Genomic DNA, 17,766 nt, shown 5'->3' on the forward strand with positions numbered 1-17,766 from the left:
TCTCACGGGTTTGTGTGCAGCTTCCTGGAATTTTAGGAGTGCAGTATCAGAGAGACGACCAGCATTTGGTTGCTAGGGGATTGAAGTCGCCGTTATGCACGTGGACGCATAGGCTCTGTCCCAGGTCGGTCTGCGCGAGGAGTATCACCTTCTCCGCAACCGACTGGGCGTTTTCCTTGCTCACTCCGTCGGCATATACCCACAGATCGAGCTGCGACTGCCATGAAGCCTGTATGACGTCGGGGAGCGACTTCACTTCCTGGGCGAAATTCTGCTGCGCCATGGTAGGGCTGAACCCCTGGTCCTGGGAATATGCGGGCATAGTTACCGAAAGCATTAATGCCGCGGCCAAAGTTAAATTAAGAAGCATCCTCCTCATTGCCAAACCCTCCACCCAGGTCTCTTACTGGCCGGCGGTTGACGTCGGAGGTTTTATTACCTCGACGCCGCTCGGCGCCGTGAAATTGAACAAGGAATCCGAAACCCCTTTATCGATCTCAATATTCTTCAATAAAACCTTGGTCAGATTCCCGAAAGGATCGTAGAGATAGAGCGTATTCACCATCATGGTGCTCTTATTTATGGCCAGGGTTACCTTGTTGTAATCTTCCCCTTCCTCCTTCGGCCTGAGGTCTATAAGGTAGCTCCCGTCCGACTCGAATTCACCCGATTCGGAGAAGCTTGTTCTGTAGAGCTCCTTTATTTTCCCGAGCCCTGAAAGGAGGGTCGAGGTGGTTTCTGTTTCCGAGACCTGAGTTAACGGGGATTCTATCACCTGCTTTTCCTCTTCGTTATAGAACCAGAGAGTACGCCCGTCGGACACTATCTGGTCCTTGTAAGGCTCATAGTAATTCCACCTCATCTTGCCCGGCTTCTTGAACCAGACTTCGCCGTCCGATTTCTGCACGGTGTTGAGTGCCTTCACCGTTGCCTCCTGAGTGAAATCCGCATGAAAATCCTCTATCTCCTCGTACTTCTTCTGTATCCTGTCGACCACGACATCGATACTTTCCGTCTGACCGGAATACCCGGCGCTCGACGTAAATAATAACCCCAAAATGACTAAAATGATCTTTTTCAACTCGTATGCCTCTCGCTTATCTGACTTAAATCAATATATACTTCCCTGGGCTTCCCCGCTACTTCCTGTGGTCCTACAACGCCCTCTTTCTCCATTATTTCCACAATCCTGGCAGCTCTATTATAACCTATTTTGAGCTTCCTCTGGAGCATGGATATTGAGGCCTGACGGGTCTCGGCTATCGTCCTGAGCGCTTCATAGTATAGCTCGTCCTTTTCGCCCTCGAGGTCTTCGCCTCCCTCGGATTCCTCTATATACGTAATCTGCTCGTTATAAACAGGCGATCCCTGGGATTTTACATACTCCGTGATCCCCTCTCTTTCCTCATCCGAGATTAGCGCCCCCTGCACCCTGAGCAGCTTCGACGTCCCGGGCTCGAGGAAGAGCATGTCCCCTTTCCCGAGGAGCCTCTCAGCCCCGCCCGTGTCGAGGATTATGCGGGAGTCTATCTTTGACGATACGAGGAACGATATCCTGGCCGGGAAATTCGCCTTGATCAGACCCGCTACTATATCGGCTGACGGGCGCTGCGTCGCGACGATCAGGTGGATACCCGCAGCGCGCGCCTTCTGAGAGAGCCTCGTGATCGATTCTTTTATTTCGCTCGGCGCGATCATCATCAAGTCCGCAAGCTCATCGAGCACTATGACTATGTAGGGGAGGAGCCTGTCCCACTTGTCTTCGGACTTGAGCCTTTCGACGTTCCTGTTGTGCGTCTCTATATCCCTTACGCCCTCCTCGGACAGGATCCTGTACCTCTTCTCCATCTCCTCCACCGCCCACCTGAGCGCGGCTGCGGCCTTTTTCGGCTCCGTGACCACAGGGTGGAGCAGGTGCGGGATGTCTTCATAGACCGAGAGCTCGAGCATCTTTGGGTCGATCATTATAAATTTAAGCTCGTAGGGGCTCGCCTTATACAGCATGCTTGTAATGACGGCGTTAAGGAGCACGCTCTTGCCCGAGCCTGTCGTGCCCGCTATCATCAGGTGGGGTGCCTTCCTCAAGTCCATGTAAAACGGCAGTCCCGATATGTCCTTTCCGAGGGCGAGCGTCAGCATCGACTTCCTCTTCGAAAATTCCACGTCCTCGAGGAGCTCCCTCAGCACTACGGTCTCCCTCTTTGCATTCGGAACCTCTATCCCGATAACGTCTTTCCCCGGAATAGGGGCTATTATCCTTATGCTTAGCGCGCTCAGGCCCATTGCCAGGTCGCTTTCGAGGGAGGCGATCCTGTTGATCTTTATGCCGGGGGCTGGCTTGTATTCAAACATCGTAATCACGGGGCCGGGCCTGATTTCAGTAACCTTCCCCGAAACCCCGAAGTCTCGCAACTTTTCCTCGATGAGCCTCGCCTTCTCGTAAACGGCGTCCCTGTCTATCTCCACTCCGGATTCCATCTTCGGGTCGAGCAGGTCGAGCGGCGGTATCTTATAGTCCTTATGAATTACCTCTTTCTTGGGGAAGAAGTCCTCGAGCCCCTTCAACTTCGGCTGCTCGACGACTATCTCGGGCTTGTCGTCCTCGTCAGGTTCATCGTATTCCTCTTCCTCTTCTTCGGGGAGATCGTCCTCGAAAAGCGCTATGTCTTCTTCTGCCTTTTTCCTGCCGTTGAGCTTGATAATACCGTTTCCTTTTTGTCTCGCGGGCCTGGCGTCTGCGCGCACCTTAGGTTTGGTCAGCAATCTTGTCATATATACTAAAAATTCCCCGCCCGTCATCACGACATACTTCGATACCGCGTACGATTTCTCGGCCACCCACATTGAAACGCTCCCGAGCGCTCCCAGCAAGTCCGAAAGTGTAATTCCCGATATTATTATTAAACTGACGAGAAGGACTATGGTTACAATGAGATAGGAGCCGATAGTGCCGGCTATGCTGTCCCTCATAATGGAAGCAGCCGTGTCTCCCACCCACCCCCCGCCGGGCGTGAATCCGAGGAGTTCTGTATCAGGGTAGAGGAGCCCGAGGAAAACCATCACCGATATGAGCAGAAGGAATGCGGAAGCTGTTTTTCTGTAGAGGCTGCCCCCGGCCTTGTTTATGAAAACGACGACAGAGGTGTAAAAAAGAACCAGCGGAACGACGAAGGCGCATACCCCGAAGGCCATACCGAGAATGCCCGATATGTAAACGCCGATCGATCCCATGGCGCCTTTGACATCGACGCCTGTCTTTCCGCTGTAGAATATGAGGCTCAGGGCCGAGAAAAGCCCTGCCGTGAATAAAAAGGCGGCTATTATCTCCCGGACTATGTAGTCAGGGGACTCCTGTCTGGCGCTAACTTTTCTTTTAGCCATCTTTTCTTAAAGCTAATTATACAATAGTCGGGATAAGTATGCAAAATTGTTGATTTTCAAATAAATGCTTCTATTGATGCGGAATAAACATAACAGACCGTCAGGGTGGAATAATGCGAAGCGGAGGGAACCATCGATGACGGTGACTAATTATCTAATATAGGCAGGATGTTAAGAATCATCAGCCGCCGTTAAACGCCATAAGGACCGAGCTTGCAGCCTTTATCGCCAGGTCCCACGAGTCGAGCGGAAACACGCCGAGGACGAGTGTCCCCACGGAAAGTACGATTAGCGCGACCGAGGATGCGATCTTGAACGAAGGGAATGCGGCCGTCTCTTCCTTCATGTAAGCGAAGACTAGAACCTTCAGATAATAGTACGCCGACACCACGCTGCTAAGTATGCCTATCACCGCAAGCCAGTAGAACCCCGCCTGTACCGCGGACAAAAACACCCTGTACTTGGCGAAGAAGCCGATCGTAGGAGGTATGCCTGCAAGCGAGAACATGAACACCCCCAGCGCAAGCGCGAGGAAAGGCCTCCTCCCCCAGAGCCCCGCAATGTCCTCGAACGTCTCGCACTCATGCCCCTCACGTGAGAGATACGCAAGTACGCCGAACGCCCCAAGGTTCATGAACGTATAGGCGAAGAGGTAGTAGATAACGCTGCCGACGCCGAGCTCTTTCCCGCCGTAGGCAGCTACCACGCCCACGAGGGCGTACCCCGCGTGCGCGATGCTCGAGTACGCGAGCATCCGCTTTATGTTCTTCTGCGTAATGGCGGCGATGTTGCCGACTATCATCGTGAATATCGCGACTATCCAGAGGACGGGCATTATGCTCACCTGGAGCTCGTAGATACCCTCGAAGATCACCCTCAGCAGGATAGCGAAGGCGGCGGCCTTCACGCCCACCGACATAAAGGCGGTAGCCGTCATAGGTGCCCCTTCATAGACGTCGGGCACCCACTGGTGGAGGGGGAATGCGCCTATCTTGAATATGAACCCCGCGAGCACGAGCGCGCTCCCGGCTACGAAGAGGGGATTCGCCATGTCGAAGTTCTTGAATATTTCACTCAGGTATATAGAGCCCGAGGCCCCGTAAAGAAGGGCAATCCCGTAAAGGAGTATCGCCGAGGAGAACCCGCCGAGAACGAGATACTTTATGCCCGCCTCGGTAGAGCGCGCGGACTTCCTGTTAAAAGCCGACATCACGTAAACGGAAATGGACATTATCTCGAAGCCCAGGAAAAGGGACATGAATTCCGTGGCCGAGGCCAGTATCATCATCCCCGAAGTGGAAAAAAGAATGAGCGCATAGAATTCGCTCGTGTAATGTATGACGCCTGTCAAATAGTCCTTTGAGAAAGCGACTGCGACCGCCGCGCCGAGCAGGAAAATGAGGTTGAAATACGCTGCAAACTGGTCGAGCGACAGCGCGCCCGAGAAAGCGGACATATCGCCGCTGAACCTCTTTAGATTGAGAATAAAAGCGAGGGCGAGACCGGCGAGCGCGACCCAGAAGAGGTTCTTTTTCACCTCTCCCTTGCTTACAGGGTCGAGTATCATCAATACAATGCCGGTAGCGATTAGAGATATTTCGGGGCCTAAAAGTAGGGTGCTGCTGACCGCTTCGCTCAAATCCATTAAGGAATTCTCCGGCTCAAGTGCTTGAAAAACGCGAGGTGGATTTTCGGGAGTTTAGTATGTGGGAGCTACAGGGGGTTGTCAAGTTTAAAAATCAGTCAGGAAACGGGGGAGCCTTCGACGTCGCAATCAGGCTGAGAGACCTCTTCGATACTGTGTATGGAAGGGTTCTCGCCGCAGAGAGGGCAGCGAGGGTCTTTCTTTATGGCGACTGTGTTGAACGACATATTGAGCGCGTTGAATACGAGGAGCCTGTCCGTGAGCGGCTCGCCTATCTCGAGAATCTGTTTCAGCGTCTCCAAAGCCTGCATCGTCCCAATCGTGCCCGCAGCGGCGCCGAGAATACCGACTTCCTGGCAGGTCGGTACGAGCCCCTTGGGCGGGAGATCGGGATAGAGGCACCTGTAACAGGCCCCTCCCGCATGGGGCTTGAATACCGCCACCTGTCCTTCGAACTGGAAAATAGCGCCCGAAACGAGCGTCTTCTTCTCGAAATAACACGCGTCGTTCGCGAGGTATCTCGTCGGGAAATTGTCAGACCCGTCGACGACTATCTCGTAGTCCCTTATCATGTCGCGTATGTTGTCCTTGGTCACATGCCCGTCGTGAAGCACGATGTCCACGTCCGGGTTAAGCCTTTCGAGCTTTTCCCCTGCAGATTCCGTCTTGGGCTTTCCTATGTCTTCCGTGTAATGAAGCACCTGTCTGTGGAGGTTCGATATATCCACGCTGTCGGAGTCGGCTATGCCTATGGTTCCCACACCGGCCGCGGCTAGGTAGAGGGCAATAGGCGAGCCGAGCCCTCCCATGCCCAGGCAAAAGACCCTCGCTTTAAGGAGCTTCTCCTGCCCCGCGCCGCCTACTTCAGGGAGGAGGATGTGCCTGCTGTACCTGTATATCTGCTCTTCTGTCAACCGCATTTTTCCCTCTCAATCCTCGACTAATTCTACCGCATCTTCTATAAACCTGGAATCGAAGTCCTCGAGCACCCACGCCCTCGCGTCGTTATACTTTCCGCTGTTTATTGAGAATATCATGTACACCCATTCGGGCCACGCCCTCTGCCTGTCCGTTTCGGACGCGATCGACGGATGGTCGGGGTGCGAATGGTATATGCCCACTATCTCTAGGCCGTTCGCACGCGCCCATTCGTCGGCTTCCTTGAACGATACGGGGTCGAGGTCATACCTGTCGTGGGCCCTTTCGGTGTTCAGGTTCCTGCATTCCCTGAAGTGCATGATCTTGCCGTCTTTACCTATGAGCACGCCGCAGACCTCGTGAGGGAAACCCGCCTCGGCGTGTTTTATTATTCCGCCGTAAACCGACTTCAGTATCCTTACCACCAGATACCCCCGCTCAGATACCGGTACCCGCCGTCGGGGAAAATGGTGACGAGCACGCCCTCTTTAAGCCTCTTAGCGTACTCGAGGGTTGCGTAAGCGACGGCTCCGCCCGAATGACCCACGAAGATACCCTCCTTCTTGAGAAGCTCCTTCATGAAGTCATAGGCGTCTTCCGTCGTGACTCTTACCAGTTCATCGGGGTAAGTGGCATCGTAAATGCCGGGGACTATAGAGGTAGGCATGTGCTTCATGCCTTCAAGCCCGTGCAGAGCCTCCGCGGGCTCGACCGCTATGGCAACTATTTCCGTGTTGAATTCCTTAAGTCTCTTCGACGTGCCCATGAAAGTGCCGCTCGTGCCGAGGCCCGCCACGAAGTGGGTCACCCTCCCCTCCGTCTGCTCCCATATCTCAACCGCCGTAGAGTCGTAATGTGATTTCGGGTTCTCGGGGTTGTTGTACTGATCGGGCATGAAGTATTTATCCGGGTTTTCGGCCTTCAGCTTCCTCGCGAGCCTTATCGCCCCGTCCGATCCCTCGAGAGGGTCCGAGTATATTATCTTCGAGCCGAAAGCCTGGAGGGTCTTTTTTCTTTCGATATTGATATTCTCAGGTATTACGAGCTCCACTTTATAGCCGAGCGCGGCCCCTATCATGGCATATGCGATAGCCGTATTGCCCGAGGAAGAGTCCATCAGGATCTTATCCGGCGTAAGCTTCCCCGTGCGAATACCGTCGAGTATCATCCAGAGGGCGGGCCTGTCCTTTACGGATCCCCCGGGATTAAACCACTCCGCCTTGGCATATACCTCGACGCCCGGAGAGAGGCCTTCCGTTATGTGCGTGAGTTTGATAAGCGGGGTATCCCCCACCAGATCGATTACGGAATCTGCTTTCTTAAGTCTCGTTTCGAGTGATTTTTTTCTTGCCAGGGAATAATCCATCAACGGCGCTCAATAAGGAGTTTGTAGAACTCGCCATCTTGTCTGACGTCGAGAATCTTGTGCCCTTCGGCCTGGATGCTCTTCGGGACGTTGTTCAGTGGCTCACCTTCCCTGAGTATGACCTCGAGCACCTGGCCCGAGGACATAGTCTCAAGCTTGAGCTTGGTTTTTACATACGTCATCGGGCAGATCTCTTTAGTAATATCTATCTGATTATCGGCCTTGCGAGTCTCCATCTTCTACAAACCTCTCCCACTATCCCCCTCTAAAATTTAAATAATTCCAATGAAAAGATTACCATAGGGGCAAAACCTTCACAAACCAGCCCCCTTTTCAAGAATTTCCGGGATTAATGCGAGGTTGAGTTAAACGCGGGGTTTATCGTATCAAGCACCGTATTGACAGGATCATTTGTCCTCGGCTTTAATATCGATGACAGGGTTCTCAGGCCCGGAGCTTCTTCTCGCGATGTTTTTCCTCCTCCCCTCGGCGGACATTTTTCCGAGCCAGAAAGCGATCAGTATTATCAACACTATCAACAGTATCTTGGTCATATTTCTTTCGTCCCGCCCCTCAAGCCTTGCTTTTCGTTTTCTTTCCCAGACCGAGCCAGGAGATCACTGATTCGAATACGAATCTACCGTCTGTGCCTCCGAGCACGCCCTCCGAGCACCTCTCCGGGTGGGGCATCATCCCTATCACGTTTCCCGACTTGTTGCATATACCCGCGATGTTACCGATAGAGCCGTTCGGGTTAGACTCTTCCGTCAAGTTCCCTTCACCATCGCAGTACCTGAACACGATCTGCGAATTATCCTCGAGCGCCTTCAGCACGTCCCCGGTACAATAATAACTCCCTTCGCCGTGAGCGACCGGTATCCTGAGCACGTCCCCCACTTTGAGATTCCCCGTAAACGCGGTCTTGTTGTTCTCCACCCTTATATTAACCCATTTGCATACGAACCGGAGCGAGGAGTTCCTGATAAGCACGCCCGGAAGGAGGTCGGCCTCGACGAGTATCTGAAACCCGTTGCAGGTCCCGAGCACGGGCCCGCCTCGCGATGCGAATTTTTCGACGGAATCCATGATGGGAGACAGGCTCGCTATGGCGCCCGTCCTCAGATAATCGCCGTACGAAAAGCCGCCCGGAATGATGATGCAGTCGAACCTGCCGAGGTTCGTGTCCTCGTGCCACACGAACTCGCAGCTCTGCCCCATCACGTGCTTGATTACGTGGTAGCTGTCGTGATCGCAATTGGACCCCGGGAACACGATAACGCCGAATTTATACATGCTGCTCCTCTACATTCACGACGAAGTCCTCTATCACGGGATTCGAAAGGAGCTTCCTGCACATCTCGTCGACCCTCTTCCTTACGCTCTCCGCGCTCCCGTCCTTTATCCTGAGCTCGATCAGCTTCCCCACCCTGGCGTCATGCACTTCTTCGAACCCGAGGTTCGCAAGCGCCGAGAGCACCGATTTTCCCTGCGGGTCCAGGACGACGGGCTTAAGCCTCACCTCTACTTTGACTTTATATTCTTTCATATGCGTTCCAAGGATGTAGTTTCCGCTATTTATTTCCCAATAGCGTCGATACGAGCCTCTCGAGCTCGTCGTCGGAATAGTAATCGAGCTCGATCCTTCCCTTACCTTTATTATATATAATCCTGACCTGGGTGCTCATCGCCCCCTTAAGCTCGTCGGTAAGCCTCTCCAGATAAGGGTCCGTGCTCGCGGGCTTAACCTCCGCCCGTTTTTCCCTGGTCATATTCCGGATAAGGCTTTCAGTCGTTCTCACGGAGAGCTTTTTCTTCTTTATCGCATGTAGAACGAGATTCGCCTCCGAATGCGACTCGATGCCGAGTAAAGCCCGGGCATGCCCCGCGGTTATTTCCCCCTCTATGAGCGCCCGCTTGGCTTCGTCAGATAACCTGAGCAGCCGGAGATGGTTCGTAATCGTCGACCTGTCCTTACCTATCTGTACGGACACCTCTTCATGCGTGAGTCCGTACACCTCTATCAGGTGCTGGTATCCGGATGCCTCTTCGATCGGGTTCAGGTCCTCCCTTTGGAGATTTTCTATGAGCGCGAGCTCGAGGGCCTCCCTGTCGGAAGCGTCTTTGACTACGACCGGGACTCTCACGATTCCCGCCCTCTGCGCAGCCCTCCACCTCCTCTCACCCGCGATTATCTCGTACCCGCTCCCCGCCTGGCGCACGACTATGGGCTGAAGGATGCCTTTCTCCTTTATGGAAGCCGTCAGCTCGGAAATGGTGTCGTCATCGAAATCCTTCCTCGGCTGAAGCGTGTTGGGCCTGATCTCATTAATGCTGACCATCGTAGTCCCCTCCCCCCTGCTCTCTTTCGGTATCAGGGCATCGAGTCCTCTACCCAACGTGGCTTTCTTCAATTCTTTCCCCTCCGTTCTTTGCAATTATTTCCTGCGCGAGCGATATATATGTCTGCGCTCCGATCGACTTCACGTCGTAGAGCAAAATAGGTTTGCCGTGACTCGGGGATTCGGCGAGCCTCACGTTCCTGTAGATGATCGTTTCGAACACCTCTTCACTGAAATAGGTCTTGAGCTCGTTGGCGACGACGTGACAGATCTTGTTCCGCGAATCGAACATGGTGAGCAGATAACCCTCGATCTTGAGCTCGGGATTGATCCTCTGGCGTATCAGGGATATAGTGCGTTTCAGCTGGCCGAGACCTTCGAGCGCATAGTACTCGCATTGTACCGGGACGAGGACTGAATCCGCGGCCGTAAGCGCGTTCACCGTGAGGAGGCTCAAGGAAGGAGGGCAGTCAATAAAAATATAGTCATACTCACGGGCTATATCGCTTATTGCCTCTTTGAGCTTCCACTCCCTGTTCTCAAGATGTATCAGCTCGACCTCGGCTCCCGTGAGATCGGGGCTCGCCGGGACCACCGTTAAATAACCTTTGAGAGATTCGGGCTCGATTTCAATCGTGATGTCCCTGATACTCACGTCACCGATGATCGCGTCGTAGATGGTTTTTTTGATTTCGTCCTTATTGATCCCGACCCCGCTCGTTGCATTCGCCTGCGGATCGAAATCGATGAATAAGGTCTTTTTTTGTGCGGCTGCAAGAGACGCGGCGAGGTTAATGACAGTAGTAGTCTTACCTACGCCGCCTTTTTGATTCGCCACACATATAACCTTTCCCATATCCCTCTCCCCCGGTTACTTAAAAACTTCCCCCGTGTGATCTTTTTGGATATTTCTATAAATGAAATCCTTTTTACGGTTTCGAGCGACTCGCAATCCAAGATAGATAGTACCATATTATCCATTTATCATCTTGAGCCGCAAGACCGGAGCCTTATAATAGTCCGAATCCCGCATGCAACGCCCATAAAATCGATTACATACATAATCCTTTATCATGACAGCGTTTTTCGAATGTTGTGGAAGAAATTAAATACGGGGTTGAATTTGCCGGGGAATATATGTATGATTGGAATCCTGGAAAACGGAAACTGATCAGCGATTTCCGTGCCTGGTAACCCGAGGGGTCTGGTTGCCTAACAATTGTGAAGGAGGGGATATGGATAAGGATAGCCTTACTATAATGCTGATTACTCCGGGCGGTAAAGGTCCCAAAGCCCTTAACTTAAAAATTGCACATCTCAAAATAATATCTTTCACCTTCGTGTTTTTTACTGTCGTCTCTCTCGTTTCGTTCGTATCCACTTACACCTTCTACAAGGCATCGGAATCAAAAACCAGGTCAGTAAAACACCTGGCCAATACGATCGATACGCTGAGCCAGGATTTAATAGTAAACAAGTCGAGCGAGGCCGGCCTCAGGGTGAGAATGAAGGACATCGAGAACAAGCTCCTTGAAATGCAGGAAATGCTCGACAAGAAGGGTATCAAGAAAGACCTGGCCGTCGGGGGCGAATTCATCCCAGCTGACAGGCTGAGCATATCGTATGTAGATTTCATGCAGAAGGATATCGACGAGCTGTTCAACACTATGAAAAACCTGCCGGTCGGAACACCGCTCGAAGGAAAGATAAATTCAGGGTTCGGCTACAGGAAGGACCCGTTCCGTTCGAGGATCGGATTCCATTCGGGCGTAGACATCGATGCGAAGTTCGGAGACCCGGTGGTCGCGACCGCGGACGGCACGGTAAAAGAGACCGGATGGCAGGGGAGCTACGGGAAGACCATAGTGCTCCGGCACGAGGACGGGTTTGAAACGATATACGGACACCTCTCGAAAATCTCGGTGGAAGAAGGACAGGAAGTGAAAGTGGGGGAAGTGATAGGAAAGGCCGGAAATACCGGGAGGTCCACCGGTACGCACCTCCATTACGAAGTGATAAAAGACGGCAAGAGGGTGAATCCCTCCAATTTCCTGTCGCTGAAATAATCATGGGCATGTTCGACAACAAGCGCGGCGCAAGAGCCGTAAAGCCCGAAACAAGCCATTTCACCACATCAATAGGAGAAGAGTGTGTTTTCGAGGGGAACATCTCCACCTCCTCCTCGACAAGGATAGACGGGAAGCTCATAGGCAAGATATCCGGGGAAAACACGTTGATAGTAGGCGAGCGAGGGGTAATCCTGGGAGAGGTCAAGGCCTCTGAAGTCATAGTCTACGGAAGGATCGAGGGTATCATCGATTCGGAGAGGCTCGAAATAAAAGGGAGCGGCATCGTAACGGGCGATATATTCATTGACAGGCTTGTGATCGAGGAAGGCGGCGTCTACAACGGCAGATGCGGGATGAGCGAGCGCGTCGGGCAATACGTATCCGAGCCGGGTGCGATCGAACCTAAGAAAGCCGACTCAGAGACAATCGAGCTCGAACCACCGCAGATCAGAGCGAAAGAGCTTTAATACTTCTGCAACGTTCACGCGCAAGATTCGCGCGATAATAATTCATAATATCCTTTCCACGTCTTTCGCTATTTCCTTGGGATCCATTTTGCTCTGAGGGTATCTCAAAACAATCCGGCCTTCGGGGTCGATCAGATATATGGATGAAGTGTGGCCCATCAGGTATCCCGAGTCAGAGCCGGTTTCCTCTTTCATATAGAACGCGTGATAAGAGTCGGATACATTCTTAATCTCTTCGGGCGTGCCGGTGAGCCCGATAAAGTCCTTGTTAAAAAAGGTTACGTATTTCTTGATCTCCGCCTGGGTATCTCTCTCGGGGTCTACCGTCACGAACAGTACCTGCACTTTGTCCCCGTCCTCCCCGAGCTCGTTTACGACGTTATTCAGTGTCGATAACGTAACGGGACAAATATCCGGGCAGTGGGTATAACCGAAGAACATGAACACGGCCTTCCCTTTGAATTGCCCGAGCGATACCTTCTCCCCGTCCTGGTCGGTGAGCGTGAAGTCGGGCGCCCTCATGTCGTAGGAGCTGCCGTAAAAGCTCTCCTTGCTCTTGATTGAGAAAATCTGATAAATAATTACTGCCCAAATGACGAGCACCAGGGACAGCACGGTAACGGATGCGATCAGTATCTTTTTTCTTTTCATGATTGTCTGGTTTGATAAACGGGATATAGGTTCCAAAAACGTAGAATATATTACCCGCTAATCCGGCGGTGCGCATGAAAAATAAGCGCCGTGCGAAGTCATCTGCACAGTCGCGAGAAAGAAGGGTTTATTAATGGGCATCTATTAATAACGAGGAATGTATATAAAAACAAAAGGGAATGCCCGGACCTTGTCGCGAGCATTCCCTTTTTAAAGGAGGATGGAGGATGACTTGTTAAGCCTTACGTTTAAGATTAGTAATAAAAATAAAGTATTCTACTTAAAATGTCAAGGGGATATTTTTCGGCAGTTCAAAATCGTCGTATCCGGCCGTATTTATACGATTATTTAACGAGGACAAAGCGGCCGGCCCGGTGAATTTTCTCATTTATTTTAGATATTTAAATCCTGATACGATCCGTATAGAACGGCCGCGAGTGAGCGTAAATCTTGAAAGTTAACCGGCCCGTGATATATTTTTCCACTTTAGTTTGAGCTTGCCGGGCTGCTAATTTCACCGGAAACTGCACCCGATTTCGGCAAAAGTCGATATTTTAACTCAAAGAAAGGCGACGTAGCTCAGGGGCAGAGCAGGGCTCTCATAAGGCCCGTGTCGGTGGTTCGATTCCACCCGTCGCCACCACAATATTTAACCGAGCCGAGTCTATCAATTCCACTATCCTGTCTTCACATATGTTTCTCAGGAATGGCGGTTGATTAAAGTCCGTATATATACTTAACAACATTAGTACACAGAGGAGAGTGAGCGATGGGCGATCTAAACACATACATACACGATCTGCCGAAGGCGGAGCTCCATCTGCATATCGAAGGCACCCTCGAGCCCGAGCTCCTCTTCGAGCTTGCAGAGAGGAACTCGGTGAAGCTCCCTTACCCCTCTATCGAAGCCGCGCGCAGTGCATATAATTTCGAAGACCTCGAGGATTTTCTCGATACATATTACGAGTGCATGAAGGTGCTCCTCCGTGAGGAGGATTTCTACGACCTCACAACGGCTTACCTGAAAAAGGCGTTCTCCCAGAACGTCCGCCGCGCGGAGATTTTTTTCGATCCCCAGGCGCACACAGGACGAGGAATCGCTTTTGAAACGGTGCTGGACGGCATCACAGCTGCGCTTGAGGACGGCAGGCGCGAGCCGGGCATAAACTCGGGGCTCATACTCTGCTTTCTCCGTGACTTGAGCGCGGAATCAGCGATGGCGACTCTCGAGCAGGCGTTACCCTATAAGGACCGTATAATAGCCGTGGGCCTCGATTCCGCCGAGCTCGGCAATCCGCCCGGAAAGTTCAGGGAAGTCTTCGATGTTGCCAGGAGAGAAGGTTTTCTCACCGTCGCGCACGCCGGAGAAGAGGGTCCCCCCGAATATATCCGGGAGGCCCTCGACGTGCTCAAAGTGTCGCGCATCGATCACGGCGATAAATGTCAGAAGGATGAAAATCTTATGCAGTATTTGGTTAAGACCCAGATACCTCTCACCGTCTGCCCTGTATCGAACGTCAAGCTGCGGATCTTCGACAAGATGAGCGATCACAATTTTAAGTATTTACTCGAACGCGGTCTATGCGTTACGATCAATTCCGATGACCCCGCATATTTCGGGGCTTATGTCGAAGAGAATTACCGGGCGGTTAAGGACGCCCTTGGGCTCACGCGGGAGCAGATCGCTCAGGCCGCCAGGAACAGCTTCACCGCATCGTTCCTAAGCGATGCTGAGAAAAAGCGCTACATAGATGAAATCGAGAGATTGTAACGGGATGGGCAAAGCGGGGCTCCACTAAGACCCCCCGCACCGGCTCGATTCCACTTGCCGCCATTCATATAAATCTCTTACTTACCACTAAAGTTTAACCATTTTCTTCACCGGAAATTAATATTCCTCCGATACCATCATTTATACTCTTTATTGTGTTCAAGGTGATGGTATGGAATCCCGGAACAAGCACGATGAAGCCCCGGCAATAAATATTTCGGCGGGGAAAAAACCCGGCAAGTCCCAACACGAGCTCCTGCGTTTGATCAAACAGTTAAGCGAGATACGCGACGAGATGACGCGCTTCGCCGACAGATTCAGCGGCTCGTTGCGCGCAATCGACCCCGCGTACAAAGAAAGCGCAATAAACCTGCTCAATTATCTGGCTTTCAGACGGCACGACCTGAGAGCGCTTCAGTCGGAACTGGCCGAGCTCGGTCTCTCGTCACTCGGACGCTCTGAATCGCACGTCCTGGCGACGATAGACGCCGTGCTCCACACCTTATCCCGCCTCGCCGATCTCCCCGTTCAGGTTCCGGGCAGCGGGGGAGACGGTCTCGACTTCAAATCCGCGCGGCAACTGCTGGAGGAGCATACGAAGACCCTTCTGGGCCCGGCGCCAGGGGGAAGGAACGTCCATATAATGGTGACGATGCCGAGCGAAGCTGCTCGCGATTACGGGCTCGTCCGCGGACTACTTGAGAACGGTATGGACTGTATGCGCATCAACTGCGCTCACGACGACCCGGAGATATGGTCGCTAATGATCGGGAACCTCGGCCGTGCGATGGAAGAAACGGGGAAACCCTGCAGGGTAATTATGGATATACCCGGCCCCAAGCTCCGCACAGGCCCGGTCAGCCCCGGCCCCTCGGTAATAAAATACCGTCCGCAAAGGGACGCATACGGCAAGGTAACGAAACCCGCGAGCGTGCTTCTCGCCGCCGAAGGGTCCGAGCCTCCGCTCCCGAACGCCTACGGCGCGGTTTTGCCCGTTCCCGCGGATTGGCTTTCAGGGTTGTCGATCGGGGACGAAATAAGATTCGTCGACGGGCGCGGGGCGAGGCGCACTATGACGATTACGGCAAAATCAGGAGAGGGGTTAAGAGCCGAGGCCATGAAAACGGCCTATGTAACACCGGACACAATGCTCCGATGCAGGAAATACGGCAGGTCCCGGAAACACGACGTCAGGGTATGCAGCTTCACTCCTCAGGAGAACCACATATCCCTCCGGCAGGGGGATATGATAACTCTCACGCCGAACCTCAATCCCGGGTGTCCAGCGGAATACGACGAGGCGGGCAATCTTTTATCGCACGCGGCTATCGGCTGCACTATTCCGGAGGTGCTGGCAGATGTGAAGCCGGGCGAGCACGTCTGGTTCGACGACGGGAAGATAGGCGGAGTAGCGGAAGGAAGAGATTCCGGGGGCATTCTGATCCGCATCACGCATACGAGCTCCTCGACCGGCAAGCTTACTTCCGATAAAGGCATAAACTTTCCAGAGAGCAAGCTCGATCTGCCGGCGCTTACCCCAAACGACATACCGATTCTAGAGTTCATAGCGGAGAATGCCGACATAGCGGCGCTGTCGTTCGCGAATACCCCGGACGATGTAAAAACTTTGTTGTCTCACCTGAAACACCTTGGCAAAGATAAGCTCTCCATCGTGCTCAAGATCGAAACGCGGCGCGGCTTCGAGAACCTTCCCGCTATGCTCTTGGAAGCCATGAAAAACCCGAGCTGCGGCGTGATGATAGCGAGAGGAGACCTTGCGGTCGAGATGGGTTTCGAGCGCCTGGCCGAAGTGCAGGAGGAAATATTATGGCTCTGCGAAGCCGCTCATATACCGGTAATATGGGCGACGCAGGTGCTCGAAAGCCTCGCGAAGCAGGGCTCGCCGACGAGGGCGGAGATCACGGACGCCGCCATGGGGCACAGAGCCGAATGCGTCATGCTCAACAAGGGCCCTCATATACTCGAAGCGTTAAAAGCGCTCGACGACATACTGAAGCGCATGGAAACCCATCAGCTTAAAAAGATGTCGATGCTCCGCGAGCTCAGGCTCGCATATAATTTCCCGCACGAATGAACCATAGCGGAACTGCGCCACATAAGTCTCCTCCTCTCGCGTAAGAGCAAATCCGGATTCCTGACACCGGCTCCGGCTCATCGGAATTCATTAATCTCTGGTTTTCGTCAATCGGGATTATAATTTTCAGACTATAGCCGATAACCAGCTTGCAGGGAGGAAATGACATGCCTGAGAAATATACCGCTTTAAATAAACCGCTTTATTGCGCCTTTTGCATAACGCTTCTCATATTGTATTTATTGAGTATTTCCTGCGACGAGGGCTCGGGCCGAGAGCCAGGACGGGAAGCTGTCGCGGTTATCGTCGAGAAGTCGCGGGATACAAACGAGACGAATGATTTCTTAAGAATAGTATTCCTGCCGAGGGACGTCGTACCCACGCAGCTCGGAAGGCCGAGCGCTCTCAGGGTCTTCGTCGGTGCTTCGGTATTCTATGAACCCCCTGTCTCTCTCGAAAAGACCGCGGCGTTTTTGGGCATCCCCGTCGGGCAAAACGAACGCGGCCTCGACCTCGTGGCCTTCAGATGCATACCCGGCGACCCCGCCGCGATCGAGCCGAGTCTCGCGACATGGCCGAATGTATTTACAAGAGTGGTGGATGACCTGGGAGGGCAGTTCACGTGTCCGTCTGCGGATCCATCGCCTGAGAACGAGCTCCTTTGTCTCGCCGAGGACTTCACGAACACCCCGAGCGAGGTCGTCACCAAAAGCATAGCGAATGCGGTTGTTCTCGGGGCGCTCATAATGACCGATCCGGACCTGGCCGGGGTCCTCGGGAATTTATACGGCATTTCACCCGCATTCAGCGGACTCGGCCTCTCCGTGAACGCCGGGAGCGGAAGCGCCCTTACGGCCGAGGAAGCTCTAGCGAGGTCGGTCGTCCCCGAATATCTGATGAAGAACGCGACTCTCGGGGAGGCAGGGTGCTTCTGCATTCGTGTCCCTCCCTACGAAGGAAGGGAGGAAGACCCTCTCGACATGGATTTTATTATGAAACAGGGCGGCTTCGGCGAATGCAATTTCGTGGACAGGCTGGGATTATGAGACCAAACAGCGCTGAAG

Annotated in this window: 19 protein-coding genes and 1 tRNA gene; 6 read left to right on the forward strand and 14 right to left on the reverse strand. The window is 52.9% G+C overall.

The genetic code is table 11. The annotated features are described in order from the left end of the window. Window positions 1–46 precede the first annotated feature (46 nt). From AB1598_08485 to AB1598_08545, 13 genes are all read right to left on the reverse strand, one after another. Window positions 47–337 carry a hypothetical protein gene (locus tag AB1598_08485; GenBank protein ID MEW6145037.1) on the reverse strand — a complete coding sequence of 97 codons (291 nt, stop codon included), beginning with the start codon at window positions 335–337 and terminating at the stop codon, window positions 47–49. 66 nt (window positions 338–403) lie between these two features. Continuing rightward, window positions 404–1,081 carry an outer membrane lipoprotein chaperone LolA gene (gene lolA / locus AB1598_08490; GenBank protein ID MEW6145038.1) on the reverse strand — a complete coding sequence of 226 codons (678 nt, stop codon included), beginning with the start codon at window positions 1,079–1,081 and terminating at the stop codon, window positions 404–406. Next, window positions 1,078–3,381: a DNA translocase FtsK 4TM domain-containing protein gene (locus AB1598_08495; protein ID MEW6145039.1), complete on the reverse strand. Its 2,304-nt coding sequence runs from the start codon at window positions 3,379–3,381 to the stop codon at window positions 1,078–1,080. The genes lolA and AB1598_08495 overlap by 4 nt, the downstream gene beginning before the upstream one ends. A 181-nt stretch (window positions 3,382–3,562) precedes the next feature. Further along, window positions 3,563–5,026 carry an NADH-quinone oxidoreductase subunit N gene (locus tag AB1598_08500; GenBank protein MEW6145040.1) on the reverse strand — a complete coding sequence of 488 codons (1,464 nt, stop codon included), beginning with the start codon at window positions 5,024–5,026 and terminating at the stop codon, window positions 3,563–3,565. A gap of 98 nt (window positions 5,027–5,124) precedes the next feature. Next, the gene (gene moeB, locus AB1598_08505; protein ID MEW6145041.1) at window positions 5,125–5,946 is read right to left on the reverse strand and encodes a molybdopterin-synthase adenylyltransferase MoeB; all 822 of its coding nucleotides are present in this window, start codon (window positions 5,944–5,946) and stop codon (window positions 5,125–5,127) included. 9 nt (window positions 5,947–5,955) lie between these two features. Beyond that, the gene (locus tag AB1598_08510; protein MEW6145042.1) at window positions 5,956–6,369 is read right to left on the reverse strand and encodes a M67 family metallopeptidase; all 414 of its coding nucleotides are present in this window, start codon (window positions 6,367–6,369) and stop codon (window positions 5,956–5,958) included. Next, complete coding sequence (locus AB1598_08515) at window positions 6,363–7,310, reverse strand: cysteine synthase family protein (GenBank protein ID MEW6145043.1); 948 nt, start codon at window positions 7,308–7,310, stop codon at window positions 6,363–6,365. The genes AB1598_08510 and AB1598_08515 overlap by 7 nt, the downstream gene beginning before the upstream one ends. Continuing rightward, window positions 7,310–7,546 (reverse strand): sulfurtransferase TusA family protein, encoded by a 237-nt coding sequence (locus AB1598_08520; protein MEW6145044.1) that lies wholly within the window; start codon window positions 7,544–7,546, stop codon window positions 7,310–7,312. The genes AB1598_08515 and AB1598_08520 overlap by 1 nt, the downstream gene beginning before the upstream one ends. Before the next feature lie 171 nt (window positions 7,547–7,717). Next, entirely contained in the window at window positions 7,718–7,864 is a 147-nt protein-coding gene (locus AB1598_08525; GenBank protein ID MEW6145045.1) for a hypothetical protein, read from the reverse strand. Window positions 7,865–7,883: 19 nt separating this feature from the next. After that, the gene (gene purQ / locus AB1598_08530) at window positions 7,884–8,603 is read right to left on the reverse strand and encodes a phosphoribosylformylglycinamidine synthase I (protein MEW6145046.1); all 720 of its coding nucleotides are present in this window, start codon (window positions 8,601–8,603) and stop codon (window positions 7,884–7,886) included. After that, window positions 8,596–8,856, reverse strand: a complete 261-nt coding sequence (purS, locus tag AB1598_08535; protein ID MEW6145047.1) for a phosphoribosylformylglycinamidine synthase subunit PurS — start codon at window positions 8,854–8,856, stop codon at window positions 8,596–8,598. The genes purQ and purS overlap by 8 nt, the downstream gene beginning before the upstream one ends. Window positions 8,857–8,881: 25 nt before the next feature. After that, window positions 8,882–9,721, reverse strand: a complete 840-nt coding sequence (locus AB1598_08540) for a ParB/RepB/Spo0J family partition protein (protein ID MEW6145048.1) — start codon at window positions 9,719–9,721, stop codon at window positions 8,882–8,884. Then, complete coding sequence (locus tag AB1598_08545) at window positions 9,699–10,505, reverse strand: AAA family ATPase (protein ID MEW6145049.1); 807 nt, start codon at window positions 10,503–10,505, stop codon at window positions 9,699–9,701. Before AB1598_08545 ends, AB1598_08540 begins: the two co-directional genes overlap by 23 nt. Before the next feature lie 379 nt (window positions 10,506–10,884). Between AB1598_08545 and AB1598_08550 the strand changes: the two genes are divergently transcribed. Both AB1598_08550 and AB1598_08555 read left to right on the forward strand, forming a co-directional pair. Next, window positions 10,885–11,715: a peptidoglycan DD-metalloendopeptidase family protein gene (locus AB1598_08550; protein ID MEW6145050.1), complete on the forward strand. Its 831-nt coding sequence runs from the start codon at window positions 10,885–10,887 to the stop codon at window positions 11,713–11,715. A 2-nt stretch (window positions 11,716–11,717) separates the two neighbouring features. Continuing rightward, window positions 11,718–12,185, forward strand: coding sequence for a polymer-forming cytoskeletal protein (locus AB1598_08555; protein ID MEW6145051.1), 468 nt, complete (start codon window positions 11,718–11,720; stop codon window positions 12,183–12,185). A gap of 42 nt (window positions 12,186–12,227) precedes the next feature. Here the strand turns inward: AB1598_08555 and AB1598_08560 are convergent, their stop codons facing one another. After that, window positions 12,228–12,836 (reverse strand): SCO family protein, encoded by a 609-nt coding sequence (locus AB1598_08560; protein MEW6145052.1) that lies wholly within the window; start codon window positions 12,834–12,836, stop codon window positions 12,228–12,230. 568 nt (window positions 12,837–13,404) lie between these two features. Here AB1598_08560 and AB1598_08565 point away from each other — a divergent pair. The 4 genes from AB1598_08565 (at window position 13,405) to AB1598_08580 (ending at window position 17,748) form a co-directional block, all read left to right on the forward strand. Further along, window positions 13,405–13,479, forward strand: a tRNA-Met gene (locus AB1598_08565). 126 nt (window positions 13,480–13,605) lie between these two features. Beyond that, complete coding sequence (locus AB1598_08570; protein ID MEW6145053.1) at window positions 13,606–14,607, forward strand: adenosine deaminase; 1,002 nt, start codon at window positions 13,606–13,608, stop codon at window positions 14,605–14,607. A 172-nt stretch (window positions 14,608–14,779) separates the two neighbouring features. Further along, a complete protein-coding gene (locus tag AB1598_08575; GenBank protein MEW6145054.1) occupies window positions 14,780–16,702 on the forward strand; it encodes a pyruvate kinase in 1,923 nt (640 codons plus the stop codon). Window positions 16,703–16,869: 167 nt separating this feature from the next. After that, complete coding sequence (locus tag AB1598_08580; GenBank protein ID MEW6145055.1) at window positions 16,870–17,748, forward strand: hypothetical protein; 879 nt, start codon at window positions 16,870–16,872, stop codon at window positions 17,746–17,748. Window positions 17,749–17,766 lie beyond the last annotated feature (18 nt).

It is taken from the genome of Thermodesulfobacteriota bacterium (assembly GCA_040754335.1).
Lineage (GTDB): Bacteria > Desulfobacterota_D > UBA1144 > Nemesobacterales > UBA2774 > 2-12-FULL-53-21.

Bases quoted from the DNA above. Each gene is read 5' to 3' on its own strand.
- AB1598_08485 (MEW6145037.1), bottom strand. From the start codon at position 337: ATGCTTTCGGTAACTATGCCCGCATATTCCCAGGACCAGGGGTTCAGC.
- AB1598_08495 (MEW6145039.1), bottom strand. From the start codon at position 3,381: ATGGCTAAAAGAAAAGTTAGCGCCAGACAGGAGTCCCCTGACTACATA.
- AB1598_08500 (MEW6145040.1), bottom strand. From the start codon at position 5,026: ATGGATTTGAGCGAAGCGGTCAGCAGCACCCTACTTTTAGGCCCCGAA.
- moeB (MEW6145041.1), bottom strand. From the start codon at position 5,946: ATGCGGTTGACAGAAGAGCAGATATACAGGTACAGCAGGCACATCCTC.
- AB1598_08515 (MEW6145043.1), bottom strand. From the start codon at position 7,310: ATGGATTATTCCCTGGCAAGAAAAAAATCACTCGAAACGAGACTTAAG.
- AB1598_08520 (MEW6145044.1), bottom strand. From the start codon at position 7,546: ATGGAGACTCGCAAGGCCGATAATCAGATAGATATTACTAAAGAGATC.
- AB1598_08525 (MEW6145045.1), bottom strand. From the start codon at position 7,864: ATGACCAAGATACTGTTGATAGTGTTGATAATACTGATCGCTTTCTGG.
- purQ (MEW6145046.1), bottom strand. From the start codon at position 8,603: ATGTATAAATTCGGCGTTATCGTGTTCCCGGGGTCCAATTGCGATCAC.
- purS (MEW6145047.1), bottom strand. From the start codon at position 8,856: ATGAAAGAATATAAAGTCAAAGTAGAGGTGAGGCTTAAGCCCGTCGTC.
- AB1598_08545 (MEW6145049.1), bottom strand. From the start codon at position 10,505: ATGGGAAAGGTTATATGTGTGGCGAATCAAAAAGGCGGCGTAGGTAAG.
- AB1598_08550 (MEW6145050.1), top strand. From the start codon at position 10,885: ATGGATAAGGATAGCCTTACTATAATGCTGATTACTCCGGGCGGTAAA.
- AB1598_08555 (MEW6145051.1), top strand. From the start codon at position 11,718: ATGGGCATGTTCGACAACAAGCGCGGCGCAAGAGCCGTAAAGCCCGAA.
- AB1598_08560 (MEW6145052.1), bottom strand. From the start codon at position 12,836: ATGAAAAGAAAAAAGATACTGATCGCATCCGTTACCGTGCTGTCCCTG.
- AB1598_08570 (MEW6145053.1), top strand. From the start codon at position 13,606: ATGGGCGATCTAAACACATACATACACGATCTGCCGAAGGCGGAGCTC.
- AB1598_08575 (MEW6145054.1), top strand. From the start codon at position 14,780: ATGGAATCCCGGAACAAGCACGATGAAGCCCCGGCAATAAATATTTCG.
- AB1598_08580 (MEW6145055.1), top strand. From the start codon at position 16,870: ATGCCTGAGAAATATACCGCTTTAAATAAACCGCTTTATTGCGCCTTT.